This is a genomic window from Chroococcidiopsis sp. CCALA 051 (assembly GCF_003015105.1).
Taxonomy (GTDB): Bacteria; Cyanobacteriota; Cyanobacteriia; order Cyanobacteriales; family Chroococcidiopsidaceae; genus Chroococcidiopsis; species Chroococcidiopsis thermalis.
On sequence record NZ_PYCI01000097.1, the window covers coordinates 1 to 25,619 of the forward strand.

Genomic DNA, 25,619 nt, shown 5'->3' on the forward strand with positions numbered 1-25,619 from the left:
CCCTTGTCCCCCTCACTCCGCACTCCTCATTGCTGCCACGCACTATCCCACGGGTTACCACCGATTTCTAAGCCACAGACTGAACTTGTAGCCTCCAGGATCGATTTCTTGCCACCACGACAAGAATAGAGTTGTAAACTCACTTGCCCGCGCATCGTATCCTTACAGCAGAAAACTAGTCCGTTCTGGGTGGGCGCACGTAGGGGAGTGCCAGGTAAATCTGTCGTCCCCGTTAAAATAACTTCGTAGTCAGCATTTCTCGCCTGCATTTGCCAGCAACCCCAGGGCTGGATGTTCCACGTTACCTCGGAGTTCCAAGGGACGAATTCGTAAAATTTACCCCGATAATGCAAGCCTACCATTGCTACAGATTCCATCCACCACAACACCCCACGCCTACCACCGCCAGCAGTTAAAGCTAAGTCGGGTTCGTCGTCAAAACTATTGCAATTCAGCCAAAACCATCTTTGGGGAAAAGCACCGCCCCAATTCTTTTCGCTATAGGCTGGGGCGTTGGTAAACTCGTAGCGCTTGCCGTACCAATCGATCCAACCCGTAGCTAAACCGTGCGCCATCAAGATTTGCCAGCCAGGTTCAAATATTTGTAACGAAGACAGCCAACCAGCCGTAGATTGCTGTATTCTACCGCGATCGCCCCATCCATAAATCGGTTGGATCTCGTACTGCCAGCGGCAATCACCATTATTGGCGGGATCGCGGATAGTGCCTTGGTTCCAGGTCGCAGTTGCTTGATAACCCTGTTGGATGTGGCGATCGAATTCGTCAGGAGAAAGCCATTTTGCTTGAGTCTCTAAGTCTGTTTGTCCCCAATGTCCTAAAGCAAGTTGAGTCGGACTCGCCCAAAAGCGCTTGACATCGGGATAAGTCCGCCATAAATATTTATCGTCGGGACCGAGAATCTGGGCTGCGCCGCCACTATGGGTTTTACCACCGATAGGGTCTTCGATGGAGTACATGAAAGCGAAGGTTTCGCCAGTAGGCAAGGTAACGCGATAGTACCAGCCTTCAAAAAAACGGCGATCGCTACCATCCCAGTGATAACCACTATGAGGAGTTTGTGTTGAGGGAGTTTGTGTTGAGAAAGAAAAATTTTTGGGAATACTAACCATGACCGGATTTGTAAGTCCTATTCCAGTATGAGCGATCGCCTCATGCTATTGACGCAAGAAAGTTATCGCCATTGAGATGAGTCAAGTCGAAACCTATTACCAAATACTAGGACTAAAACCTGGTGCAACTGCTGCTGAGGTGAAGCACGCCTATCGTACCTTGGCGAAAACTTGGCATCCCGATTTATTTCCCGATCGCTCACAATTAAAGCAGCAAGCCGAAGAAGAAATCAAAAAAATTAACGAGGCGTACCAGCAACTCAAATGGCAACAGCCACACGCGAGTAGAGTAGCTACAGTTACAGGGACTTACTCAACCTACAAATCTTGCGCCGAGACTTATTTTAAGCGAGGAATGGAGAACGCGAGACGAGGTAGATATATTGTGGCGATCGAGGATTTTACGCAAGCGATTCGCCTCCAACCTAACTTTGCAGCTGCTTATAAATATCGCGGACTCGCCTGCGCCCGACTAGGGTACAAACATCGGGCAGACTCTGATTTTAAAATTGCCCTAGAACTGGAACCAAAACCCAAAACACCTAAGCCATCGCCTACAGCATCGCCTCAGACTCGCTGGAAATGCGTCAACACCCTCATTGGACATACGAACTGGGTATTTGCCGTGGCGATTAGTCCAGGCGGACAAACTCTAGTTAGTGCTAGTGCGGATACAACAATTAAAATTTGGGATTTAGCGACCGGAAAATTATTAAAGACTCTGATCGGACATACAGCATGGGTACGATCTATTGCTATCAGTCCCGATGGCAAATGGTTAATTAGCGGTAGCGACGATCGCACGATTAAGATTTGGCGGTTAGATACGGGAGAATTACTACATACATTAATCGGACATTCCGATCCAGTTTGGTCGATCGCGATCGCGCCTGATGGGACAAAGTTGGCGAGTCATGGTAAAAACAAGACAATTCACTTTTGGGATTTAACCACAGGACAAAGATTAGATACTCGCGTCGGTCAAGCAAACTCAGCCTATTCTGTTGCTTTCAGTCCTAACAGTCAAACTTTAGCGATCGGCAGTTGTAATAAAACCATTGAAATTTGGCATTTAGGCATGGAACAACTGCTGCACGTCCTTAAAGGACATTCAAGTTGGGTGAATTCGATTTCTTACAGTCCTGACGGGCAGTTTTTGACCAGTGCTAGCTATGACAAGACGATTAAGTTATGGCGATTGGGTACAGCTAAACCTTTTTCTGCTGTGACGTGGCATCACAGTTATGTAGGATTTGTGGTATTCAGTCCCGACGGGCAGACTTTAGCGAGCCGAGGAGATAATACGATTAAGTTATGGTATCCCACTACGGGAAAACAATTATGTTCGCTTCAGGGACATACTGACTGGGTGAATGGGGTTGCTTTCAATCCGCAAGGGAACGTACTAGCTAGTTGCAGTCGAGATATGACGATTAAGATTTGGCAGATAAATGTAGAGACGTTGCATACAACGTCTCTACATTTATAAATTAAACGTTTTTACATCCACAAATTTGAAGAATTATTTTTGTTTTTCTCCCATTTTGTAGGATTATTGACAATATATTCTCGAATTTTATTTAGAGAACCATCTGCACGAATGATGCGATCGTAGAATCTTGGTTGCCAAGTAAAGTCATCGTAACCATTTTTCCTACACCATTGAGTAACAGCAGATTTATAAGACCGCAAAATTGCACTCAAGGAGCCAGATTTTGGCGAAATCATTGACATTGTTGTAAAAAAATTGCAATCATCAAGGTCGTTTGATATGTTTGTAGAGACGTTGCATGCAACGTCTCTACATGTTGTTTCAACAACATATGGTTTATCTATAATAATAATCCCATGTACGTGATTAGGCATCACAACATAAGCATCAATATATGTATGTTTAAAATGCTGAGGAATTTCTACCCAAAATTTCTCAGCTATTTGCCCGATCGCAGATAAATGTATCTGTGTATTGACTATATCGCCGAAAAAGCAGGTGCGATCGCCCGTACATATCGTGATAAAATACAATCCATTTGCCGCATAATCTTGATTTGATAATCGTGTAGATTCAATGCGATATTTATTTTTGAATAAGGTCATATTGGTTTAGGCATAAATAGTGTAGAGACGTTGCATGCAACGTCTCTACACCCGATGCAACGTCTCTACACGGTTATAACCTAATGAACCTACGATCTATTCAATCCCTTCGATCCGGTCTTCTACCTCCTGATACAATTCACGCAGCAGATCCAAATTGTTCTCATCAGTATCCCAATAACCGCGTCCATTTGCTTCTAATAAAGTAGAAACCATCTTGCGGAAAGAATGAGGATTTAAATTCAACAACCGCTGACGCATGGCTTCATCTTTAATGAACGTGTCGTTAGCATCTTCGTAGATCCAATTATCAACAGCCCCCGCAGTTGCACTCCAACCCATCGTATTAACTAATCGCTTGGAGAGTTCCCGCACGCCTTCATAACCATGAGACAACATTCCTTCATACCACTTGGGATTTAATAATTTGGTACGGGAATCTAAACGCACGGTTTCTGATAAAGTACGGACTTGAGCGTTAGCTGTAGTTGTATCTGCCATGTAGGAAGTAGGCATCTTACCATCATTCCGCAGACTTGCCACAACTTTTGTCGGATCTGAGTCGTAGTAGTGCGATACATCTGTTAAACTAATCTCGGAAGAATCGAGATTTTGGAATGTCACTTCAGCAGTTTTCAGGGTAGTTTCAAAAATCTGCCGCGACTGTTCCATCGTCCCTGGATTATCGGCACTGAAAGCAAAGGATTTGCGCTTGAGATACATTTCCTGTAACTCAGCTTCACTGTCCCAAGTGCTGTTCTCCACTGCCAAATTAATATTGGACGAGTAGGAACCAGAAGCATTAGAAAATACGCGGGTTGCAGCTTGACGCAAGTTAATCCCCATATCTTCAGCTTGCTTCAAGGCGTGTTTGCGGACAAAATTCATTTCTATTGGTTCGTCTGCTTCCGCTGCCATTTTCACCGCTTGATCCAGCAGGTTCATTTGGTTGATGAACAAGTCGCGGAAAACCCCGGAACAGTTGATCACGACATCGATTCTGGGTCGTCCCAACTCTTCTAAAGGAATTAATTCCAATTTGTTCACCCGTCCCAAAGCATCGGGAACCGGACGCACGCCGACCATCCACATAATTTGCGCTAGGGATTCGCCGTAAGTTTTGATATTATCGGTTCCCCAGAGGACACAGGCAATGGTTTCAGGGAATTTTCCACCATTTTCTGCCTTATTGCGGTCTAGCAAGCGGTCTACGACGATTTTCGCCGATCGCACCGCTGCCATTGTTGGGATTGCTTGCGGATCGAGGGCATGAATATTCTTGCCCGTAGGTAAAACATCGGGGTTGCGGATCGGGTCGCCACCAGGACCAGGTAAGATGTATTCGCCTTCTAATCCCCGTAACAAAGCCCCCAGTTCGTTATCCGCACAAACTTGTTGCAGGCAGAATTCTAAGTATTCAAACAGGGGTTTGAGGGCATTCGGATCGACTTTGGCGTAACCTGCTTGATGCAAAGCTTCTACCCAAGGTTCCTTTTTACCCATGTTGAAGAAATTGAGTTTGGAAACCAGGGAAACTCTGCCTTCTGCGTCGGTTTGTGCTTGAACCAAAGCGCTAACGGCGGCGCGGGAGGCAAGGGTGATGTCTTGTAATAATTGCACGTCTTCCAAAACACCGCGATCGCTATTGTGATAAATTTCGTCAATATCCCGCCCGACGCTATTGGCAATAATCCGAGGTAAACTTTGGATCTCTTCTTCAGCCCGATCCAAACCAGCAATATTAACCAAAGTTGCGATCGCTTCCTCTGCTGAAGGTGGCTTCCCAATAACGTGCAACCCGCAAGGCAACAACCGCGACTCAATTTCCATCAACTTGCGATACACCAAGCCAACAATATTATCCCGCTCCTCGGCAGTCATATCTTTGGCATCTTGCTGGGGCAAGTTAATATCTTGGTCTAAATTTACCATCCGGCATTTATCCATGATGGTGTTGACAATGGGGATACCGCGACCGGAATCTTTTAAAGTTTGATAAGAACCAATTAGTTCGCTGAGTTCCTTCAAACCCTTGTACAATCCAGCATTTTCAGCTGGTGGTGTCAAGTAGGAAATCGTCTCGGCGTAGCTGCGGCGTTTGGCAATTGTGGCTTCACTGGGGTTATTTGCTGCGTAATAGTACAAGTTGGGAATCATGCCAATCAGATTATCTGGGTAGCAGTCACCCGACATCCCCATTTGCTTTCCTGGCATGAATTCTAAGGAACCGTGCGTCCCGAAGTGCAACACGGCATCAGCTTGCCAAATTTGCTCTAAATATGTGTAGTAAGCCGCAAAACCGTGATGGGGACTGGCAGAACGAGAGAACAACAACCGCATCGGGTCGCCTTCATAGCCGAATGTCGGCTGTACGCCAATAAAAACATTACCGAATTGCTTGCCGTATACCAAAAGGTTTTGCCCGTCGCTGTTGAGATGCCCTGGTGGTGGTCCCCAGTTTTCCTCTAATTTTTGGGAATAAGGAGTGAGTGCTTCATATTCCGGTACGGACATCCGGTAAGCAACATTGAGTTCGGGGCTGCTGTACTGCGCTTGGGCATCGTGGATCACCTGTTCCATCAACTCTTTGGGCGACTCTGGCAAATCCTGCACGTCGTAGCCGTTATTTCGCAGGGCTTGCATCACCTCGTAAATGGAACCGAATACATCCAAGTAGGCGGCTGTCCCCACATTACCTTTATCAGGCGGGAAGCTGAAAACGGTAATCGCCACTTTTTTGTCAAGTTTCGGCTTGCGGCGCAGGTTTGCCCATTTCATCGCACGTTGGGCAACGGCTTCAATTCGGTCTTGCAGGGCGATCGCTTTACCTGTCGCACCGTCTCGACCTGATAGTATAATCGGCTCGATCGCCCCATCCAATTCTGGAATGGCAATTTGTAGTGCCACTTGAATTGGGTGCAAGCCTAGATCGCTATCTTGCCACTCCTCCGTCGTCTGAAACACTAAAGGCAGGGCAACCATGTAAGGGCGGTTCAGCCGCTTCAGTGCTTCAATTGCTTTGGGATGATCCTGTCGTGCAGGTCCTCCTACCAAGGCAAAACCCGTTAGGGAGATCGCCGTATCTACGATCGGATTTTTACTAACTGGATCGTAGAAATAAGCATCGACGGGCTTGGAAAAGTCCAAACCACCCGCAAATACAGGAACCACTCGCGCCCCCATTGCTTCGAGTTCCTGCACGATTGCTACGTAATGGGCATCATCCCCCGTTACTAGGTGGGTGCGTTGCAGTACGAGTCCCACGCAAGGCGCAAGCGGGTCTTTTAGGTCGCTAGAGATATCTTGGCGGCTGTTGTGCCAGTTGAGGTATTCCTTGACATCCTCAAACATAGTGGTTGACAAAGGATGCCAAATACCCATGTCGGGATAAACTACGGGTTCCCGGTATTGTAGAGACGTGGCGTGCAACGTCTCTACACCATTCAACACGTATTTATCCGCCAACATCAGCAAGAAATTTTGCAGGTTTTCTGGCGACCCCCCCAACCAATACTGAAAACTCAACATGAAGTTACGCGCATCTTGGGCTTTGTCGATGGGCAAATACTTCAGTACCTTGGGCAAGGTTTGGAGTAGCTTTAGCATTCCATCTTGGAAAGAAGCCCCAGATTTTTCTTTACGCTTGCGCATGAATTGGGCGATCGCGCTTTTGGATTGTCCCAACTGCGCCATCGAGAAGCTACCCATCTTGTTCAGACGCATCACCTCTGGCATTGAGGGGAAGACAACAGCCACATCCAAGCGATCGCGGTATGGTTCTACTGCCGCTACCACCTTTTGCGCCAAGTCTTCAATAAAAATCAGTGAGGCGATGAAGATGTCGGCACTTTGGATATCGCGCTTGAACTCCTCGTAGTTTTCAGGGTCTCGGAGTTCTTCGATCAGATAGCCGCTAATTTCGATCGCCAAATTCGGATTGCTTTGGTTAATTTGGCGTACCGCTTGCGATAAGGCGCTCTGATACTGGGACTCTAGCACGACATAGACCACCTTGATTAAAGCACGTTCTGCCAGGTTGTCGGGCGTAATGTGTCGGATGGTGGACTTGACGTGTGTGAACATTCGGTAAGGCTCCTTTGATGCGTGTTCTTCTGTCTGTAGGGATCTCTGGCAATGAACGTAGGACACCAGATACACACTTTCCTAATGTCCCACTTGTACCTCTACGCAGTAAGTTCGACGATCTCTACAGATTGTGAACTGGTCGCGTTACAGTTGAAAAACCGAACTGCGATCGGCGTAGAAAATACACGGCACATGAGTTTTTTTTATCAGAAAGTGCCTACCAAAAGTTAGATTCAGGCTGTAACTGACACAATTTGATAAAAATTTCGTAACTTTTCGTTACGTTTGTTAATTTTGCCTGAAGTGGCTAATCATTAGGATTTTGACTAATCTTTGCAAAAATTTAATAAATAAAATTTAACTTTATGCTGTTAAATCTTCGTTTTATGATAAGCATGAAAGTCGGAAAAATTAAAAACAAGGGTATGAAAAGGTACAAATGACCAATGACAAATGACAAATAACATCGATATCTTGGTTTTGTCTAATGGTCCTGGGGAAGTCACAACCTGGGTGCGTCCCGTCGTGCAAGCTTTGCGCCAGAAACTAGCAGACGATCGCGATCGCGTCAGAATTTCGGTAGTGCTTTCTCCTTGTCCGAATGCTAGTGGCAAAGAAGCCGCGATCGCCCAATCTTACCCAGAAGTCGATAGAGTGCAAGCAGCAGAATACTTCTGGCAATTTTTGCTCTGGGGCAAAACCGCAGACAACTGGGATTGGAGAACTCGCGGTGTTGTGGTGTTTTTAGGTGGAGATCAATTATTTTCTGCGATCGTCGGCAAGCGTCTCGGTTATCGTACCGTAATTTATGCCGAGTGGGAGACGCGCTGGCATAGTTGGATCGATCGCTTTGCCGTCATGAAACCAGACTTAATCGATAGCGCTCCATCAAAACATACCCACAAGTTTACGGTAGTAGGGGATTTGATGGCAGAAGCAGCGGCAAGTCAAAATTCAAAATTCAAAATTCAAAATTTTCCAACTCCCGACTTCCGACTCTCTAGTACGGGCGCACTGCTGTGCGCCCCTACCGACTCACCAGAATTAATTGGCTTACTACCCGGCTCAAAAGCTGCCAAGTTAGCTCAGGGAGTACCGTTGATGCTGGCGATCGCAGAATATATTTATACTCAACGTCCGCAGACGCGCTTTATCATTCCCGTCGCACCTACTTTAGACGTGCAAACCTTGGCTGAGTTTGCCAACCGTGAAAAAAATCCAATTATTCCTTTAGTAGAAGGTTCCACAGCCGAACTGATCCCTCACCCCTCACCCCTACTAAAAACAGCTAGCGGCTTAGTAGTAGAATTGTGGACGCGATCGCCAGCTTACGATCTGTTATCTCAATGTTGTTTATGCTTGACAACCGTAGGCGCAAATACAGCCGAACTAGGCTCTCTAGGCGTGCCAATGATTGTTTTGTTACCAACTCAGCAACTAGACGCGATGCGGGCTTGGGATGGTATCCCTGGGGTACTCGTAAATTTACCTTTCATAGGAACGAGTATGGCAAAAGTAATAAACTGGTTAGTATTGCAGCGATTGGGTTTGCGATCGTGGCCCAACATCTGGGCAAAATCGGAAATTGTGCCAGAACTGGTTGGTAAACTCCAACCTCAGACTATAGCAGAACTCGTACTCGACTATCTACAGCATCCTGAAAAACTAGAAGAAATGCGCTCCAAATTACGCAGCGTGCGCGGACAAACAGGAGCCGCCGTTAAAATTGCTCAAATTGTTTATGAAGAACTTGGCAAATAAAGGGAGTAGGGAGTAGGGAGCGCACGAGCAGGGAGGGACAAGGGAGCAACTACCAACTACCAACCACCAACTACCCATTATCCTCCTTTGCGCTCTGACTGATAACTGTTCACTGAAACTGATAACTGGTCACTGTTCCCTACCATCTCGTCGTCCTAACTCGTAGACTCCGCAGCTAACGCAGGCAAGTATACCCATACTAATTGCCCAACTCCGACCTAAGCTCAGTTCGATGCCGTAATTACACAAACTGCCAAAAATCAAAAAAGGCACAATGCTGAATAACGAAGCGTAAAAAGCATTCTGAGATTCTCTGGCTATGCGGGTTTTTTCAAATTCTGCTCGATTTATGTAAAGCGATTGCTCGGCAAAATTAAACCAGCGTTGGAGTTGGTGTATTATCCAGTCGCCTATGCCTGAAAAAGCTAAATATAACGCCAGCGACCACAAACTAGCTCCAGCGATCGCAGTAGCATCTAAATTGAGAGTAAACGGCAACATTTCTGTCAGCATGAGGTAAGAGCGTCTGGCGATCGAGATTTAATTCATTAATTTAAAAATTCTAACGATAAATTTACACATTCGCGAGTGGTTCTGCACAGTTCGCCGATCGCTAACTCAGAGAAGATGCGTCCTTCCGTAGATTTACCCTTGCTATGGCAAGATAAATCGTGTTAAGTTTTTGCAGGATTTTCAGCAAATTGTGAAAAATCTGATTATTCACATTGTTAGCGAACCTAAATCTATAGCGAACTTAAATATAAATTTCAGATAGAGGCAACACCTGTTCGACCTCAACAGTCTACTAAAACTAATCAGTCAGTAATATTCGGAATTTTTTCTTCTCCGCTAGTCAGTTGGCAGTATTTTATTTAAGTTATATGAATCAAGTTGCGATCGCTCGAATTCTGCTAATGCCCGTGGTGTCAAACCAGTACCCAGATCTAGGAGTCAAAGCATGAAGCAATTTCAACTTCTGAGGTCTCAAAGACTGGGTTTTACTGTTTCCAAAAAAAGTTTGCTGCTGGTTGCACTCAGTCTTGCCAGCTTACCCCTACTAGCATGGCATCAAAAAAAGGTGACAGCAGAGGAAGTAGCACAAAACAAAATTGCCACTGGTAATCTTTGGCGCAAAGCATCCTTTCCGGTCGAAAATTTCCAATACTATAGTTCGCCTTTCGGTTACCGTCGCTCTCCTACTGGCGGTTCGGGCTTGGAATTTCACAGTGGTTTAGATTTAGTAGCACCTCAAGGTAGTTACGTCCGCAGTTGGTGGACTGGCACAATAGTCAAGGTTGCCGATCGCGATGCCTGCGGTACGCACGTTATTATTCGTTCTGGAGCTTGGGATCACATTTACTGTCACATGCAAGGACAGGTCGGCACTCAAGGCAAAAACCGCTACATGATCGATCGCGAAGGCGGAATTGTCCTTTGGGAAGGGCAAACAATACCCGCTGGAGCTAGAATCGGTCGTGTCGGTATGACAGGACGCACTACAGGACCTCACCTACATTGGGGTTTGAAATACGCTAACAATTACATCGACCCCGCTTTAGTCCTGCGGGTCATGTACGCTCAGCAAAAAGATGGGCAGTCTTAATAGTCATTTGCTAGCATCTGCCGACCAATTACCAATTACCAATTACCAATTACCACTCATCAACTGATATAATGATGAATCCTTGCTGCTCGTCAAAAAACGGAGAGCAGCCTTTTTGTCCAAAAGGAGACTACTGAGCGTACCATGCCATCAGCCTACGAAACAATGTACATTTTGCGTCCCGACCTGGGAGAGGAACAGATCGAACAGGCGATCGCTAAATATGAAAACTTCCTCAAAGACCAGGGAGCTACTAACCTACAAATTCAGCTGCGCGGTAAGCGCCGTCTTGCCTACGAGATTGGCAGACAGCGCGAAGGCGTTTACGTTCAAATGAACTATGAAGCACCAGGGACAGCTATTGCTCCGATGGAAAGGGCAATGCGCTTGAGCGAAGAAGTCATTCGCTACCTGACGCTTAAGTCAGAAGAACCAACAGCCACTCCTGAAGCCGCAGCAGTGGAATAAAGCTATCGTAAAATTAAAACAAGAAGGGTGGGCAATGCCCACCCTTCTTGTTTTTCAAAACTCTCAATTTCAGGCGATCGCCAACTAACGCATTAGAGCAGGTGAATTAACAGTTGTTAGCACCTCATCATAGCTATCAAAAATTTCAAATACAGAATCCAGTTGTGTTAGTTCTAATACTAGCCTTACGGAAGCTTGCACATTACATAGGACTAGACGGCAACCGATTTGTCTTGCAGATTTCAACCCACTAACCAAGGAAACTAAGCCAGCACTATCCATGAAATCAACTTGGGCTAGATCGATCACCCAGAGAGCTTGCTTTTGAGGCATTAGCCTAGCCAATTGAGTTTCTAAGGCACTACCACCATTTTCGTCTAGGCGTTCTGGTGGCTGAAGCAAAATTAGTTGAAATTCTTGTGTACTCATTATTATTGCCGATTTATCAGTGCATACAATAGGGATTTAGACAAGCCAGTTATTGTGAATTTATATATAAACCCGAATCAACTGGCACAAATTATCGATTGTCTGAAGCTTCTCCATTCAAGAGATTTTGAAATTTAGTTACTCAAAAATCAGTGGGAATTTCAACCTATAAAAATTTTTCCTTAAGTTTAATGAATTCATAAATATTTAAATAAAAAATGACTGAATTAATCGCTTTTATTTACGTAAACTTGACTCCTATTTTAGGCTAACGATTTTTAGTACATATATCCAACCGTAAAATCACTGCTGTTTCTGTTGTAGTTCATAGAGTTAATTCAATCGATCTCAGTAGATTCACGCGCTGACACTGCTGCCTCAATCGCTACATTTTAGGTTTAATACCAAAACAATTAGGAAAGTATTCGAGCGGCTGCTTCAGATGAATCAATCTAAGCATGGAAACCCTCAAGTGTCAGTAAAATCAACAGTTTTTACCGAATCTTTATTACAAATCTGGATTTTTATAAAGATTACGTAAAGCAAGCAATGTAATATTTATTGATTTTCAGTAGTTTTTCGTAATATTCGACTGGTGCGAGGATAAACGGCAGCATAACTTGGATTGACACATTTTCCAGGCTCGCGCCAAGATGGAAGAAAAGTAAAACTTTGTAAAGGCGGCTGGATGTCACTAGAGTTTTTATCGTTGGAAAGAATTCAGGAAATTGCCCACCAGTACGGCTATTGGGCAGTTTTTCTCGGAATTTTATTAGAAAACCTCGGTATTCCCGTCCCAGGTGAAACCGTAACCATAGTAGGAGGGTTTCTTGCAGGTAGTGACGAGTTAAATTACTGGCTCGTTTTAGGTGATGCGATCGCGGGAGCTGCTATTGGTGGAACTTGCGGCTATTTAATCGGCAGAAAATTCGGTTGGTCGTTCATGTTGCAAGTCGGTCGAATTTTCCGCATCTCAGAAGACCGACTCTTAGAAATGAAAGAGCAGTTTAGTAACAACGCCACCAAAGCCGTATTTTTTGGCAGATTTATTGCTTTATTACGTATTTTTGCTGGTCCACTGGCTGGCGTTGCCCAAATGCCCTACGCCAAATTCTTTATTTATAACTTAGCGGGAGCTGCTGCTTGGGCATCAGTCATGGTGACGCTGGCTTTCTTCGTCGGTAAAATTGTTTCTCTAGAAGAATTAGTTGCTCTCACAGCTAAGTTTGGCATCGTAGCACTAGCGATCGCTTTCGCTGTCATTTTTGTTCCCCTGTGGCTGGAAGCACGTAAAGCGGGAGTCGGAACCAGTGACCAGTGACCAGTGACCAGTGACCAAGTTATCAGCGACCAACTACAAGCACCAAGCACCGCATCGCATCACGCACCACTCAACTACCAACTACCGACTACCAATTACCAATTACCCTTATAGATGGTATTAAGGGGAAAAACCGTGTTTTTCAGTATTGTCATTCCTACATACAATCGCCTGCCAATTTTGGCGAAGTGCTTGCGATCGCTAGAACGCCAAAACCATGACGATGTGGCGATAGAAGGCTATGAGGTAGTTTTAGTCGATGATGGCTCTACAGATGGCACTTTGGCATGGCTAGAGGCAAATGCAGCTGAATTTCCCCACGTGCGATCGCTTCTACAAGACCACCAGGGACCAGCTGCGGCTCGCAATCTGGGAGTAGAACAGGCAAAAGGCGATACGATCGTATTCATCGATAGCGATTTGGTCGTGACTGAGAGTTTTTTGCAGGCGCACGCTCAAGGGTTGCAGCAGGGACGAGAAATGTATGGCAGCGATCGCATTTTCACCTATGGCAGAGTAATTAATACATGTAATTTTGACAATCCTACAGTCGAGCCTTACAAAATTACCGATTTTTCTGCGGCTTATTTTGCCACGGGAAATGTAGCTATTCCTCGCCATTGGCTAGAAAAAGCTGGGTTATTCGACACGCGCTTTCAACTCTACGGTTGGGAAGATTTGGAATTAGGCGTGCGGTTGAAACAGTTGGGATTAAAGTTAGTGAAATGCCCCGATGCAGTCGGCTATCACTGGCATCCAGCCTTTAATTTAGAGCAAATTCCTAATTTAATTGACAAAGAAATTCAACGCGGTCGGATGGGAGTTTTGTTCTACCAAAAGCACCCAACATGGGAAGTGCGGATGATGATCCAAATGACTTGGATACACCGCTTGCTATGGGGGATTCTTTCCCTCGGCGGACAACTCAACGAGCGTACCCTAGCCCCAGTTTTAAGGTGGTTGATTAACCAAGGTAAGCCTCAGTTAGCCGAACAAGTCGCCCGCATTTTTCTCAATTGGTACAACGTCCAAGGCGTTTATGAAGAGTACGCTTTGATGAAACCTAGAACCGAGTAGAGACGTTCTGTTATGGGAGAGAAACCCGTATAGACTTTTCGTAAGTGCCGAAACGTTTTAGTTTGAAACCATATTATACTAGAAAAGTTGTCTACAAATCGCACATCCAGCGTTTTCGGGTGTTTCCTGGGAGACGCAGCTGGGTGGAGGATTAACCCGAATCAGGAGTTAAAGAAGATATGCCAGTCGTTTCATTGGCTCAAATGATGGAGTCTGGGGTTCACTTTGGGCATCAAACCCGTAGGTGGAATCCGAAAATGTCGCAGTACATCTACACTGCTCGTAATGGCGTTCATATCATTGACTTGGTACAGACAGCCCAGTTAATGGATGAAGCTTACAATTACGTCAGACAATCTGCCGAGCAAGGGAAAAAGTTTCTCTTCGTTGGTACGAAGCGTCAAGCAGCAGGGATTGTAGCTCAAGAAGCCTTGCGTTGTGGCGCTAGCTATGTCAACCAGCGATGGTTAGGCGGAATGCTGACTAACTGGACGACGATTAAAACTCGCGCCGAACGATTGAAAGAGTTAGAACGTCGCGAGGAAAGCGGAGCGCTGGATTTACTACCCAAGAAAGAAGCATCGGTACTGCGCCGAGAGCTAGCTAAACTTCAAAAATACCTGGGTGGAATCAAGAACATGCGGAAGGTTCCTGATGTGGTCATAATTGTAGACCAGCGGCGGGAATACAACGCAGTATTAGAATGCCAGAAGCTAGGCATTGAAATTGTATCTATGCTGGATACAAACTGCGATCCCGATCTCGTTGACGTTCCCATTCCTGCTAACGATGATGCCATCCGTTCGATCAAATTGATTGTAGGCAAATTAGCTGACGCAATTTACGAAGGACGACACGGACAATTGGATGCGGAAGAGGATTACGAAGATTACGAGGGTGCAGAAGAAGATTTCGATTATGATGAAAGCGAAAGTGAATACACTGATGCGGTGATTCCTAACGAAGAAGAGGAAGAAGGATAGGTTAATGGTTAATGGTTAATGGTTGATAGTGACAAACAATTAACCGTTGACTAACAAACAATTAACAAATAACAAATAGGAATTGAGGGAAGATGGCGGAAATATCTGCAAAGGCTGTTAAAGAGCTACGCGAGAGAACAAACGCTGGCATGATGGATTGCAAAAAAGCACTCCAAGAGACCGATGGCGATATGGAAAAAGCCATTGAATGGCTGCGGCAGAAAGGACTTGCCTCTGCTGGAAAGAAAGCTGGACGTGTAGCAGCAGAAGGACTAGTAGATAGTTACATCCATACTGGCGGGCGAATTGGCGTGCTAGTGGAAGTGAACTGCGAAACTGACTTCGTAGCGCGCAACCAAGCATTTAGTGAATTAGTGCGAAATATTGCCATGCAAATCGCTGCTTGTCCTAACGTAGAGTACGTTAGAGTCAGCGATATTCCCCCTGAAGTTGTCGCAAAGGAAAAGGCAATTGAAATGGGGAAAGACGATCTAGCAGGAAAACCAGAGAACATTCGCGAAAAGATCGTTGTTGGGCGCATTGACAAGCGCTTGAAAGAGATGTCTTTAGTGGATCAAGCGTATATCAAGGATCAAAACAAATCAGTAGAAGATTTGGTTAAAGAAGCGATCGCCCAGTTAGGCGAAAATATCCAAATCCGTCGCTTCTCCCGCTACGTCTTAGGTGAAGGCATCGAAAAGTCATCCGAAGAATAGAGCCAAATCATCGAGCTATTGATTAGCTCCCTTCAATTTACCAGACGGGTTAAAATGGTGCGACGCACCTACCCGTCCTTTTTTTTAGGGAGCAAGAAAATTCAAAAGTCAAAATTCAAAAGTCAAAATTAATTCTGAATTCTCTCCGCGCACCACGTACCACTGATAACTGATAACTGACAACTGAAAAGATGGCAAGAGCAATCGAACAAATTGAGCGAGACATGCAAGCTTTGGAAAAATCGGCAAATAAGTTATTTGCAGAACTCAACAGCGCCTACACGAGTTATTGTCAAGCTTTAGGACAAGCTACACGCCAGCAGCTGATCTTAGCAAGTTATCAAGTCTGCACTCAGGCGTATCCCAAGCAATTTTTGAGTCTGTCGATGAATCAAAGACAGCAATTGCAGCGATCGCTTCGTCAGTTAGGGCAAACAGCAGCCGAACGATTGCTAGAACTGTTGAACAACCCAATGGAAATGGCGCGGGAGTTAGCATATAGTATTCAGCTAGATAGAGAAAGTGCGATCGCTGAAATAGAACAGGACTCGATCGAGGAACAGGAACAGATAATTCCGAATTCCGAATTCCGAATTCCGAATTCCGAATTTCATACTGCGCCTTCTAACCCTTTAGAACTAGTACAATGGCAGCAAATTTTAGAACGAGCGATCGCCCAAGTCCTCAAAACCTTATCCTTGGATGCGAATCAATTACTGCAAAAATCTGGCATTCTACCTCAAAAACTACCTGCTCCTTTACTAGAAGCTGCTACCGCAGTCTCGGAAGCTACGGGCGAAATGACAGCAGGACCACCCAATGTCATGAATTTATTAATTGAAACTGAAAATCCGCAGGATTTGCAAGAAGGTGGCGTGACGCAGTTAATTGCAATTCAGTTGCGGTTGTCAGAAGTTGAGTTTGCAGATACCAATGTCAGGACTGCACGCAACCAAGTACGGCAACTAGAATCAAATTTAGTTTCTTTAGGGCGAGAATATCAGAAGAGGCAGCGGGAGCGAACGATCGCTGAAGCAGAAGCTGCATGGCGTGCGAGTTGGTTTGATGAATAGTAAGCGATCGGTTAACAACCTTCACTAGATACAAATGACCAACGACAAATGACCAATGACTAATGACGATATAGACTGGTTGCGATTGCAGAAAGCCTTAGCTGTGGAGGCAGAGAAAGGCTTTGTAGACTTGGTAGGGAAACAATACCGCTTCAGCGAGTTTCTCTGTTTGAGTTTTGGCAAACCTCCTGTCACTTTATCTGTAGAAGAAAGACGTAGATGGCAGGAAATGGCAATGCAATTTGCCGAATACCATCAGATGACGCAGGAAGAGAGACAAAGCGTAGTTGCAGCAGCACGTAGATGCTTGCACCTTTCTCAGCAAGTATCAGAACAGCAGCATTTCTATGAGTTAGGTGACGAATTAAGTCAAAAGTCCAAAGTTAAAAGTCAAAACATGACTCCCGACTCCCGTACGGGCGGGTTTCTAAACCCGCCCCTACCGACTCCCGACTCCCCCGTCGTTCAACCCAAAACATCAACGCTCGTTTCTACTAAATCTTCAGAGATAAATCAACGTCTTGCACCCAGTTTAGAGCAGCCCTTGACTAGGTTGCCGGAGATTGGTGCGAGAAGAGGTGAGTTTTTAGCCAAGTTGGGGCTGTATACAGTTAGGGATGTGTTACTTTACTATCCCCGCGATCATATTAACTACGCACGACAGGTTAAGATTTGCAATTTAGAGGCGGGAGAAAAAGCAACGCTAGTAGGAACGGTAAAAAAGTGCCAGTGTTTTACCAGTCCCCGTAATGCTAAATTATCCATTCTGGAAATTGTCCTGAAAGATAATACGGGTCAAATTCGCCTCAACTACTTTTTCGCTGGCGGACGTTATTCTCATCGCGGTTGGCAAGAACAACAAAAGCGCAAATATCCACCTGGCGCAGTCATCGCAGCGTCGGGATTGGTGAAAGAGAGCAAATACGGTCTGACGCTGGACAAACCAGCTCTGGAGGTGCTGGCACACCCAGGAGATACAATTGATTCATTAACTGTGGGTCGAGTTGTACCAATTTACCCCTTGACGGAAGGTGTCGGGGCAGATATGGTGCGCAAGGCTGTCACTACCGCACTTCCATCCCTAGTTCATCTCAAAGATCCGCTACCAAAAGCTTTACGCGATTATTACGGATTTGTTGAGGTAAGGGAAGCGATCGCTAATATCCATTTTCCGGCTGATACTGACGCTTTAGAACTTGCCCGTCGTCGGCTGGTATTTGACGAGTTTTTCTATTTACAACTAGGTTTGCTGCAACGCCAATATAAAGCACGGCAAATTGCTAATAGTGCCGTTCTCTCGCCAAGCGGTCAATTGGTGGAAAAGTTTTATCAACTTTTACCTTTTAAACTCACGGGCGCACAACAACGAGTTATCAACGACATTCTCAACGATTTAAAAAAATCCGTGCCGATGAATCGCCTAGTTCAAGGGGATGTCGGTTCGGGGAAAACGGTTGTTGCAGTGGTAGCAATTCTCGCCGCGATTCAATCAGGCTACCAGGGGGCGTTGATGGCTCCCACAGAAGTATTGGCAGAACAGCATTATCGTAAGTTAGTTGGTTGGTTTAACTTACTGCATTTACCCGTAGAATTGCTGACGGGTTCGACTCCAGCGGCGAAACGAAGGCAAATTCACGCCCAATTAGAAACAGGAGAGTTACCCCTATTAGTGGGGACTCATGCCTTAATTCAAGATAAAGTCATTTTTCAACGTTTAGGATTAGTTGTAATTGACGAACAACACCGATTTGGTGTCGGACAACGGGCGCGTTTGCAACAAAAGGGCGAGTCTCCCCACGTTTTGACGATGACAGCTACGCCAATTCCCCGCACGCTAGCCTTAACTTTACACGGGGATTTGGATGTGAGCCAAATTGATGAATTGCCCCCAGGTAGACAGAAGATTCATACAACAGTTTTATCTAGTAAAGAGCGATCGCACGCTTATGAATTAATTCTGCGTGAAGTTGCTCAAGGCAGACAAGCTTACATTGTCTTGCCCTTAGTGGAAGAATCGGAAAAGCTGGACTTAAAAGCAGCAGTCGATGAATATCAAAAGTTGCAAGAAAGCATTTTTCCCCAGTTTCAAGTCGGATTGCTCCACGGTCGCATGTCGTCAGCTGATAAAGACGAGGCGATTAATTTATTTCGCGACAACCAAACGCAAATTCTCGTCTCTACAACTGTAATTGAAGTTGGTGTAGACGTTCCCAACGCTACGGTAATGCTAATTGAAAATGCCGAACGATTTGGTTTATCTCAATTGCACCAGTTGCGGGGACGTGTCGGACGTGGTGCGGCACAATCTTTTTGTTTGTTAATGGGTAATCCTAAGAATGAAACTGCCCGTCAGCGCTTAAAAGTATTAGAAGAATCTCAAGATGGATTTTTTATTGCTGAAGCAGATATGAAATTTCGCGGTCCTGGGGAAGTTTTAGGAATGCGTCAAGCTGGACTACCAGATTTTACTTTGGCAAGTTTAATCGACGACCAGGCAGTTTTAGAAATTGCGCGAGAAGCCGCTGAGAAGGTGATGGAAAAAGATCCAACTTTGCAACGTTGGACTTTAATGCAAGCAGAATTAACCTATAGATATCAAAAATTGATGGGTGGGACAATTTTAACGTGATTGACCATGACCGTTTCTTCAAATTGGACAGCGAAGGTTCAGGTATTTCGCTCGTTTATCGGAAAAATTTGCCCTTCCTGTATATCCTATCGCGATCTTGTCCTTCGATTCACCTCGCACGTTACAGCCAAATACATATCAGATAGCATTTCCTGAAAAGCTAGTTTTGGAGTTTAACTTTGTTGGAGCTGTTGAGCCTGAATTACAAGAGCGCGTTCGCCAGTTATCCTTAACTCAGTTAGAGAATTTGGCTGAAGCTCTATTGGAGTTTTCTAATCCAGAAGATTTAGTCAACTGGTTAAACAATTCAGCAAACTAAGAATTTAGACATATTCTCGCCTACTGCTACACAATTGATGTTTTTTTCGATTTTTACTAGTTGCAGTAGGTTATACAACAAGTCTTCGCAAAAATTGTTAGATTAGTCAATACTAAGATTTTGCGTAATTCAATTTTATCTTTGTCACTATAAATTCTAAATAATACTCTTTGCAAAATTGCTGGTAACTTACAAATATGTAGGTTCGTTTAGATTTGATGTCAAAAGGCTTTGATCCCTAATAGATTAGAAAAGAAAATACTAAATTTACTTTTTGATATAAATTGACTCGATCGCAGTAGCAATCACTAGAGAGGAAAATAGCTATGGTAACGGCGGTAACAGAAACGACCTCCCCAGCAGCAAAAGAGCGATCGCTCGTTCTCTGGTTTGAAGAGGTAGGAATTCACGATCTGGCTTTGGTAGGGGGTAAAAATGCCTCTTTAGGGGAAATGATCCAACAACTCACACCCCAAGGCATTAACGTCCCTAACGGCTTTGCAATTACTGCCTATGCGTATCGCTATTACATTCAGCAAACTGGTTTAGATACCAAATTGCGATCGCTGTTTGCCGATTTGGATGTGGAAGATCTAAATAACTTGCGCCAACGTGGTAAACAAGCCAGATCTATGCTGCGGTACACACCTTTCCCGAAAGACTTAAAAGAGGCGATCGCTACTGCCTACGAAAAGTTATGCGAAAATTACGGGATTGACACTGATGTTGCCGTTCGTTCTAGCGCCACAGCCGAAGACTTACCAGATGCTAGTTTTGCCGGACAGCAAGAATCCTACCTTAACATTAACGGCGCTGAAGGCGTATTAGTTGCCTGTCATCGCTGCTTTGCTTCCCTATTTACCGATCGCGCCATCTCCTATCGTCACAGCCGAGGTTTTGACCATTTCAGCGTTGCCCTCTCAATTGGCATACAAAAAATGGTACGTTCTGACTTGGCGGCTTCTGGGGTGATGTTCTCTATCGATACGGAGACAGGATTTAAAAATGCAGCCTTGATTACAGCCGCCTATGGTTTGGGCGAAAATATCGTCCAAGGGGCAATTAACCCCGATGAATACTACGTCTTCAAACCTACACTGAAAGCAGGATTTCGCCCGATTTTAGGTAAAAGATTGGGTTCTAAAGAATTCAAAATGGTCTACGATACAGGCGGATCGAAAGTTACCAGAAACGTTCCTGTCGTACCTAGCGATCGCGGCAAATATGCCCTCAACGATGACGAGATATTGCAATTAGCGCGTTGGGCTTGCATTATTGAAGATCATTACTCTAAAGTGCGCGGTACTTATACCCCGATGGATATTGAGTGGGCAAAAGACGGCGTAACAGAAGAACTATTTATCGTCCAAGCCCGCCCCGAAACCGTACAATCGCAAAAAAGTCTCAACGTTTTACGGAGTTATCACTTAGTCGGGGCTAACGGCGATGCACCTATAATTACAGGTCGCAGTGTCGGCGAGGCGATCGGTCAGGGGAAAGTTAAAGTCATTACAGACGTGCATAGACTCGACCATTTCCAAACTGGGGATGTGTTAGTTACTGATAAAACAGACCCTGACTGGGAACCTATTTTAAAAAAAGCCAGCGCGATCGTGACAAATCAAGGTGGTAGAACTTGTCACGCCGCAATTATCGCTAGAGAAATTGGGATTCCGGCGATCGTCGGTTGTGGCGATGCTACTAGCGTGTTGCATTCTGGGCAAGAAGTTACGGTTTCCTGTGCTGAAGGCGATGAGGGAAAGGTTTACCAAGGATTATTACCTTTTGAAGTTCGAGAAGTTCCCTTAGATAACCTGCCTCGCACTCGTACCAAAATTATGATGAACGTAGGCAATCCTGCGGAAGCTTTCAGCCTCTCGGCAATTCCTAATGATGGTGTGGGATTGGCACGGCTAGAGTTTATTATTGCCAACTATATCAAAATTCATCCCTTGGCACTGCTGCATTTCGATCGCTTAGAGGACGAAGCGGAAAAAGCCAAAATTGCTGAAATGACGGCATTCTTTGCAGAGAAGCCCCAGTATTTTATCGAGAAACTAGCCCAAGGTGCAGCGACGCTGGCAGCTGCTTTTTACCCTAATCCAGTTGTCGTGCGGATGAGTGATTTTAAATCGAACGAATATGCCAACTTACTCGGTGGAAAGCAGTTTGAACCCAAGGAAGAAAACCCGATGCTAGGGTGGCGGGGGGCGGCGCGTTACTACGATCCGCGTTACCGCGATGCTTTTGCTTTGGAGTGTCATGCCATCAAGCAGGTACGAAAAGAGATGGGGTTAACCAATTTAATTCCGATGATTCCTTTTTGCCGCACTCCCGAAGAAGGGCGTAAAGTCTTGGCAGAAATGGCAAAGCACGGTTTAGAACGAGGTAAAGACGGGCTAGAAATTTACGTCATGTGCGAGTTGCCCAACAACGTTTTGATGGCGGAGGAATTCAGCGAAGTCTTTGATGGGTTTTCGATTGGTTCTAACGATTTAACTCAGCTGACAATTGGATTAGACCGAGATTCAGCTTTAGTGGCGGGTTTGTTTGACGAACGCACCCCAGGAGTTAAGCGATTAGTGCAAATGGCGATCGCTACTGCTAAAGCTAAAGGTCGTAAAATTGGGATCTGCGGTCAAGCCCCCAGCGATTACCCAGAATTCGCTCAGTTTTTAGTAGAACAGGGAATAGATTCTATGAGCCTCAACCCCGATTCGGTACTAAAAACTCTGTTGATGGTAGCAGAAGTAGAAGAGAAGTTGGGTCGCGGGTGCTAAGAGTTTGTGGGGTGGGTTATACCCGCCCTATTTTTTGAGATCTTGCCCTTGGCGATTAAAATCGCTGTTACACATGCAAAACCTGCTTATTCTGCGCGAATACAGGTTCAACCCTTAACTTTCCATGAGTCAGCGCGGGCTAGTTTGCCGTAGGCAAACTGCTTTACATCTATGTTTATTTAGCCGCGAATTCTATTCGCTGGGGCTTAGTGCTGTACTAATTATTTTTATGGATCTCAAATATAGGTAAAATTTACGTATTTCTACGATAGAGACTGTATTAATTCGCTAACTCATAAGTAAAACGCATAGTAGCCAGCAATCGTCCTCAATCGTAGGTAGATCGCTTAGCAAACATCTCCAAACACCGTAGATCGATCGAGTTAATGCTTGCAGATCGGCAATTTTACTGTAATTTAACTTCAGTAGAATTGCCCTTGGTCGATCTGAAAAATACATATTAACTTGATTTTGTGATGGTTATATAAATTTAACTTAAACCAAGCGCGATCGCTCTGAGTTTCACGGTCGAGATATTTCACTCTATTTCCTTAAGTGTCTAGACATATGCGATCGCATTTTTCAAGTTTCTTCTATCCCCCAACTCAAATTCAACTAGCAGCAACCTCTGTCTTGCTCGCACTCACTAAAGATATACAGTAGATCATGCGTAAGTTTCAAGCTCAGCAAATTGCACTAGCAGCTAGTGTTGTTCTTAGTATTACTATCGGTAGCTGTCATACAACGACTGCAAATAATGAAGGGAAATCTGACAATCTGTCGGCTCAAAAGCCAAGCCAAGATTTTCTCATTAGTCAGCAAGTGACTTCTGGCATTCTAGCTCAAGACCCCAAATCGCGAGACAAATGGTTGTGGCCCTTCTCCTCTACTTCAATTTGGAATATGCCAATTGGAGCTACTGCAACATATGTACCAGCAAATCTTCCAAAAGCAGGCTTTTTTGGTGCAGATCGGGAGTACTTCTACAAGCTCAAAGCTGGCGATCCGATGCGACAAGTTGTATCACCGGGAAGTTTCGGTCCTGGACGCTGTACGGGTAAGCAATCAATGGGTCTTTCTCTCCCAGTCCCCGACAATTTAATCGTTCCAGACGCAACCAGTCAACCATACTCTACCCCTAATAATGCCGCAGCCTTTTTGATGCCAGATGGAAGAACGATCGAGCAACTCGAACCCCTGGCTCGTTGTACCGCAGGTGGCAACATCCACGGCTGGCGTAACCCGTGGGGGGGTGTTGACATTTACGGCGACGGGATTAAAGGTACTCACTTCGGTTCTGGGATGTCGGCGATCGGTGGTTCTATTCGCCGAGGCGAACTAACAGGTGACGAACCAATTCGCCACGCGATCAAAATCTTGGTTTGGGGCAAAAAATATCTTCATTATTCTAAATCTATGCCCGGTTATCGCTGGCCCGCCGACCGCGCCGACCGATATGCCGAGAGTGAATATAAGGGGACTAATTCTAAACTCGTACAAGGTAGTTTATTGGCAATCCCGCCTCACGTAAAGATAGACAGTTTAGGGTTAAAGACTCCTGCAGGGCAGAAAATTTTCAAGGCATTACAAAATTATGGTGCATACATAGTCGATGATGCTTATTGGGACGCTTACTATCTTGCTGTAGAACAAGGAGTTCCAGAGGAATTTCGCAATCGCTACGGCTATAGTTTTGAAGGTCGGAGTGGTGCTTTTTATGACGACATGATAAAGCTAATTTCAGCACTACACATCATTGACAATAACAGACCTGATAACATCGGTGGTGGTGGTAGATTGAGAGCGCCGCTCGCACCACCAATCGAGAATTAATTGAGGAGAGCGGGCAATGCCCGCTCTCCTCACTGAAAAGTCCTTACTTACGTGCAAAATCAGGTGAATATACGGAATATTTCCATTCATAATCCAAAAAAGGATATTAGCCAGAAAATTTCTAGATATCTACCCCAAATAAGGTAGCTATACAGACAAATTCGGTATCTGTCGTGGATATTGGCAATATACAGAAAAATTCTTGATATTCCGATCGAAATGTCTGTCATCCTTTCTCTAGCTGAATCGCCGAATGTAATATACGGACAGTTTCCGTATGATAAATAGTTAGATGGACACCTTCGGCAGTAGGAGGATATATGGATTACATTATTCGCAATGAAAAAAGCGAAGACTATAGAATCGTAGAAGAATTAACAAGAAAGGCATTCTGGAATATCTATGTTCCTGGCTGTAATGAGCATTATCTAGTTCATGTAATGAGGAAACATAAAGACTTCATTCCCGAATTGGATTATGTGATTGAAAAAGATAAAAAAATAATCGGCAATATTATGTATACAAAAGCGAAATTAGTAAGTGGAAACGGAAGAGAGAAACCTATTTTGACGTTTGGCCCCGTCAGTATTCTTCCTGAGTATCAAAGAAAAGGCTTTGGGAAAAAGCTTATAGAACATTCATTTATAAGGGCAAAAGAACTAAAATATGAAGCGGTAGTAATTTTTGGAGATCCAAATAATTATGTAAACTTAGGGTTTAAGAGTAGTAGTAGATTCGATATATCGCTGGAAAACGAAATATATCCAAGCGCAATGTTGGCAAAAGAACTAATCGAAGAATCACTAAAAGGCGAAAAATGGATTTATCAAGATAGCAATGTTTATAAAATCGATGAAAAAAAAGCAGAGGAATTCGACCTAGAGTTTGAGAAGGTGGAAAAGAAAAGACAAGGAAGTCAAGAGGTATTTTATATACTTAGTAATTCAAGAATTAGTAAAAATTCCATCTAACAATCTCCTTGCACACCGACCGTACAGAGTTTCTGCGTTGAGTTCGAGAGGTTGCTAGCGGCGGGTGAACGCAATCGTTATGCCGCTTCGGTGTTTGGGAAAGAGAGGATGAATCAGAAGCGATTTTTACAGTCGAGCTATCATCTGAATCAAAGCCAAAGATTTAGAAACCGAGTATGTCAAATCTTGAGCAAATCGAAGCCGCTATCCTTACACTTCCATCAGACGAGTTTCAGCGGCTCAGACAGTGGTTCTTTGACATAGATTACCAGCGTTGGGATAAGCAACGTTCTGGATTGGAACACATGCAGAATATGACAAGTTGATTGGCAAGTTATAGCAC

At 44.7% G+C, this 25,619-nt stretch carries 20 protein-coding genes; 15 read left to right on the forward strand and 5 right to left on the reverse strand.

What is annotated here, in order from left to right:
* Positions 1–26: 26 nt before the first annotated feature.
* A complete protein-coding gene (locus C7Y66_RS20920) occupies positions 27–1,130 on the reverse strand; it encodes a tocopherol cyclase family protein (RefSeq protein WP_106547078.1) in 1,104 nt (367 codons plus the stop codon).
* 76 nt (positions 1,131–1,206) lie between these two features.
* Here C7Y66_RS20920 and C7Y66_RS20925 point away from each other — a divergent pair, with 76 nt between their 5' ends.
* On the forward strand, positions 1,207–2,619 hold the full coding sequence (locus C7Y66_RS20925; RefSeq protein ID WP_106547079.1) for a DnaJ domain-containing protein: 1,413 nt from the start codon (positions 1,207–1,209) through the stop codon (positions 2,617–2,619).
* An 11-nt stretch (positions 2,620–2,630) separates the two neighbouring features.
* Here the strand turns inward: C7Y66_RS20925 and C7Y66_RS20930 are convergent, their stop codons facing one another.
* Together C7Y66_RS20930 and C7Y66_RS20935 are read right to left on the reverse strand one after the other, a co-directional pair.
* Positions 2,631–3,227, reverse strand: coding sequence for a transposase (locus C7Y66_RS20930; RefSeq protein WP_106547080.1), 597 nt, complete (start codon positions 3,225–3,227; stop codon positions 2,631–2,633).
* A 96-nt stretch (positions 3,228–3,323) separates the two neighbouring features.
* Entirely contained in the window at positions 3,324–7,310 is a 3,987-nt protein-coding gene (locus C7Y66_RS20935) for a magnesium chelatase subunit H (RefSeq protein ID WP_106547081.1), read from the reverse strand.
* A gap of 456 nt (positions 7,311–7,766) precedes the next feature.
* On the opposite strand from C7Y66_RS20935, the gene C7Y66_RS20940 reads away from it, so the two are divergent.
* Positions 7,767–9,074: a lipid-A-disaccharide synthase gene (locus C7Y66_RS20940; RefSeq protein WP_106547082.1), complete on the forward strand. Its 1,308-nt coding sequence runs from the start codon at positions 7,767–7,769 to the stop codon at positions 9,072–9,074.
* A gap of 129 nt (positions 9,075–9,203) precedes the next feature.
* On the opposite strand, the gene C7Y66_RS20945 is transcribed toward C7Y66_RS20940, so the two are convergent.
* Complete coding sequence (locus C7Y66_RS20945) at positions 9,204–9,587, reverse strand: hypothetical protein (RefSeq protein WP_015153707.1); 384 nt, start codon at positions 9,585–9,587, stop codon at positions 9,204–9,206.
* Between the two features lie 445 nt (positions 9,588–10,032).
* Here C7Y66_RS20945 and C7Y66_RS20950 point away from each other — a divergent pair, with 445 nt between their 5' ends.
* On the forward strand, positions 10,033–10,677 hold the full coding sequence (locus C7Y66_RS20950) for a M23 family metallopeptidase (RefSeq protein ID WP_106168537.1): 645 nt from the start codon (positions 10,033–10,035) through the stop codon (positions 10,675–10,677).
* Between the two features lie 144 nt (positions 10,678–10,821).
* The gene (rpsF, locus tag C7Y66_RS20955) at positions 10,822–11,145 is read left to right on the forward strand and encodes a 30S ribosomal protein S6 (protein WP_015153705.1); all 324 of its coding nucleotides are present in this window, start codon (positions 10,822–10,824) and stop codon (positions 11,143–11,145) included.
* 84 nt (positions 11,146–11,229) lie between these two features.
* Here the strand turns inward: rpsF and C7Y66_RS20960 are convergent, their stop codons facing one another.
* Entirely contained in the window at positions 11,230–11,577 is a 348-nt protein-coding gene (locus C7Y66_RS20960) for an STAS domain-containing protein (protein ID WP_192156991.1), read from the reverse strand.
* A gap of 685 nt (positions 11,578–12,262) precedes the next feature.
* On the opposite strand from C7Y66_RS20960, the gene C7Y66_RS20965 reads away from it, so the two are divergent.
* From C7Y66_RS20965 to C7Y66_RS31990, 11 genes are all read left to right on the forward strand, one after another.
* Entirely contained in the window at positions 12,263–12,895 is a 633-nt protein-coding gene (locus C7Y66_RS20965; protein WP_015153703.1) for a DedA family protein, read from the forward strand.
* A 114-nt stretch (positions 12,896–13,009) separates the two neighbouring features.
* Positions 13,010–13,972: a glycosyltransferase family 2 protein gene (locus C7Y66_RS20970; RefSeq protein ID WP_106547084.1), complete on the forward strand. Its 963-nt coding sequence runs from the start codon at positions 13,010–13,012 to the stop codon at positions 13,970–13,972.
* A gap of 179 nt (positions 13,973–14,151) precedes the next feature.
* Positions 14,152–14,955: a 30S ribosomal protein S2 gene (gene rpsB, locus C7Y66_RS20975; protein ID WP_015153701.1), complete on the forward strand. Its 804-nt coding sequence runs from the start codon at positions 14,152–14,154 to the stop codon at positions 14,953–14,955.
* A 92-nt stretch (positions 14,956–15,047) separates the two neighbouring features.
* The gene (gene tsf / locus C7Y66_RS20980; protein WP_015153700.1) at positions 15,048–15,671 is read left to right on the forward strand and encodes a translation elongation factor Ts; all 624 of its coding nucleotides are present in this window, start codon (positions 15,048–15,050) and stop codon (positions 15,669–15,671) included.
* Between the two features lie 191 nt (positions 15,672–15,862).
* On the forward strand, positions 15,863–16,744 hold the full coding sequence (locus C7Y66_RS20985) for a hypothetical protein (RefSeq protein ID WP_015153699.1): 882 nt from the start codon (positions 15,863–15,865) through the stop codon (positions 16,742–16,744).
* 55 nt (positions 16,745–16,799) lie between these two features.
* Positions 16,800–19,373, forward strand: coding sequence for an ATP-dependent DNA helicase RecG (recG, locus tag C7Y66_RS20990; RefSeq protein WP_106547085.1), 2,574 nt, complete (start codon positions 16,800–16,802; stop codon positions 19,371–19,373).
* A gap of 97 nt (positions 19,374–19,470) precedes the next feature.
* Positions 19,471–19,692, forward strand: a complete 222-nt coding sequence (locus C7Y66_RS20995) for a DUF4351 domain-containing protein (RefSeq protein ID WP_199197546.1) — start codon at positions 19,471–19,473, stop codon at positions 19,690–19,692.
* A 326-nt stretch (positions 19,693–20,018) separates the two neighbouring features.
* Positions 20,019–22,472: a phosphoenolpyruvate synthase gene (gene ppsA / locus C7Y66_RS21000; RefSeq protein ID WP_106547087.1), complete on the forward strand. Its 2,454-nt coding sequence runs from the start codon at positions 20,019–20,021 to the stop codon at positions 22,470–22,472.
* A gap of 666 nt (positions 22,473–23,138) precedes the next feature.
* Positions 23,139–24,305 (forward strand): hypothetical protein, encoded by a 1,167-nt coding sequence (locus tag C7Y66_RS21005; RefSeq protein WP_106169246.1) that lies wholly within the window; start codon positions 23,139–23,141, stop codon positions 24,303–24,305.
* 320 nt (positions 24,306–24,625) lie between these two features.
* The gene (locus C7Y66_RS21010) at positions 24,626–25,276 is read left to right on the forward strand and encodes a GNAT family N-acetyltransferase (protein ID WP_106547088.1); all 651 of its coding nucleotides are present in this window, start codon (positions 24,626–24,628) and stop codon (positions 25,274–25,276) included.
* A gap of 176 nt (positions 25,277–25,452) precedes the next feature.
* Positions 25,453–25,602: a hypothetical protein gene (locus C7Y66_RS31990; RefSeq protein WP_199197547.1), complete on the forward strand. Its 150-nt coding sequence runs from the start codon at positions 25,453–25,455 to the stop codon at positions 25,600–25,602.
* Positions 25,603–25,619 lie beyond the last annotated feature (17 nt).

What these genes read in the sequence shown, in the direction of transcription:
- C7Y66_RS20930 (WP_106547080.1), bottom strand. Translation starts at nt 3,227, where the DNA reads ATGACCTTATTCAAAAATAAATATCGCATTGAATCTACACGATTATCA.
- C7Y66_RS20920 (WP_106547078.1), bottom strand. Translation starts at nt 1,130, where the DNA reads ATGGTTAGTATTCCCAAAAATTTTTCTTTCTCAACACAAACTCCCTCA.
- C7Y66_RS20950 (WP_106168537.1), top strand. Translation starts at nt 10,033, where the DNA reads ATGAAGCAATTTCAACTTCTGAGGTCTCAAAGACTGGGTTTTACTGTT.
- C7Y66_RS20925 (WP_106547079.1), top strand. Translation starts at nt 1,207, where the DNA reads ATGAGTCAAGTCGAAACCTATTACCAAATACTAGGACTAAAACCTGGT.
- C7Y66_RS20985 (WP_015153699.1), top strand. Translation starts at nt 15,863, where the DNA reads ATGGCAAGAGCAATCGAACAAATTGAGCGAGACATGCAAGCTTTGGAA.
- C7Y66_RS20965 (WP_015153703.1), top strand. Translation starts at nt 12,263, where the DNA reads ATGTCACTAGAGTTTTTATCGTTGGAAAGAATTCAGGAAATTGCCCAC.
- C7Y66_RS20935 (WP_106547081.1), bottom strand. Translation starts at nt 7,310, where the DNA reads ATGTTCACACACGTCAAGTCCACCATCCGACACATTACGCCCGACAAC.
- C7Y66_RS21005 (WP_106169246.1), top strand. Translation starts at nt 23,139, where the DNA reads ATGCGTAAGTTTCAAGCTCAGCAAATTGCACTAGCAGCTAGTGTTGTT.
- recG (WP_106547085.1), top strand. Translation starts at nt 16,800, where the DNA reads ATGACTAATGACGATATAGACTGGTTGCGATTGCAGAAAGCCTTAGCT.
- C7Y66_RS20970 (WP_106547084.1), top strand. Translation starts at nt 13,010, where the DNA reads ATGGTATTAAGGGGAAAAACCGTGTTTTTCAGTATTGTCATTCCTACA.
- rpsF (WP_015153705.1), top strand. Translation starts at nt 10,822, where the DNA reads ATGCCATCAGCCTACGAAACAATGTACATTTTGCGTCCCGACCTGGGA.
- C7Y66_RS31990 (WP_199197547.1), top strand. Translation starts at nt 25,453, where the DNA reads ATGTCAAATCTTGAGCAAATCGAAGCCGCTATCCTTACACTTCCATCA.
- C7Y66_RS20940 (WP_106547082.1), top strand. Translation starts at nt 7,767, where the DNA reads ATGACAAATAACATCGATATCTTGGTTTTGTCTAATGGTCCTGGGGAA.
- tsf (WP_015153700.1), top strand. Translation starts at nt 15,048, where the DNA reads ATGGCGGAAATATCTGCAAAGGCTGTTAAAGAGCTACGCGAGAGAACA.
- rpsB (WP_015153701.1), top strand. Translation starts at nt 14,152, where the DNA reads ATGCCAGTCGTTTCATTGGCTCAAATGATGGAGTCTGGGGTTCACTTT.
- ppsA (WP_106547087.1), top strand. Translation starts at nt 20,019, where the DNA reads ATGGTAACGGCGGTAACAGAAACGACCTCCCCAGCAGCAAAAGAGCGA.
- C7Y66_RS21010 (WP_106547088.1), top strand. Translation starts at nt 24,626, where the DNA reads ATGGATTACATTATTCGCAATGAAAAAAGCGAAGACTATAGAATCGTA.
- C7Y66_RS20945 (WP_015153707.1), bottom strand. Translation starts at nt 9,587, where the DNA reads ATGCTGACAGAAATGTTGCCGTTTACTCTCAATTTAGATGCTACTGCG.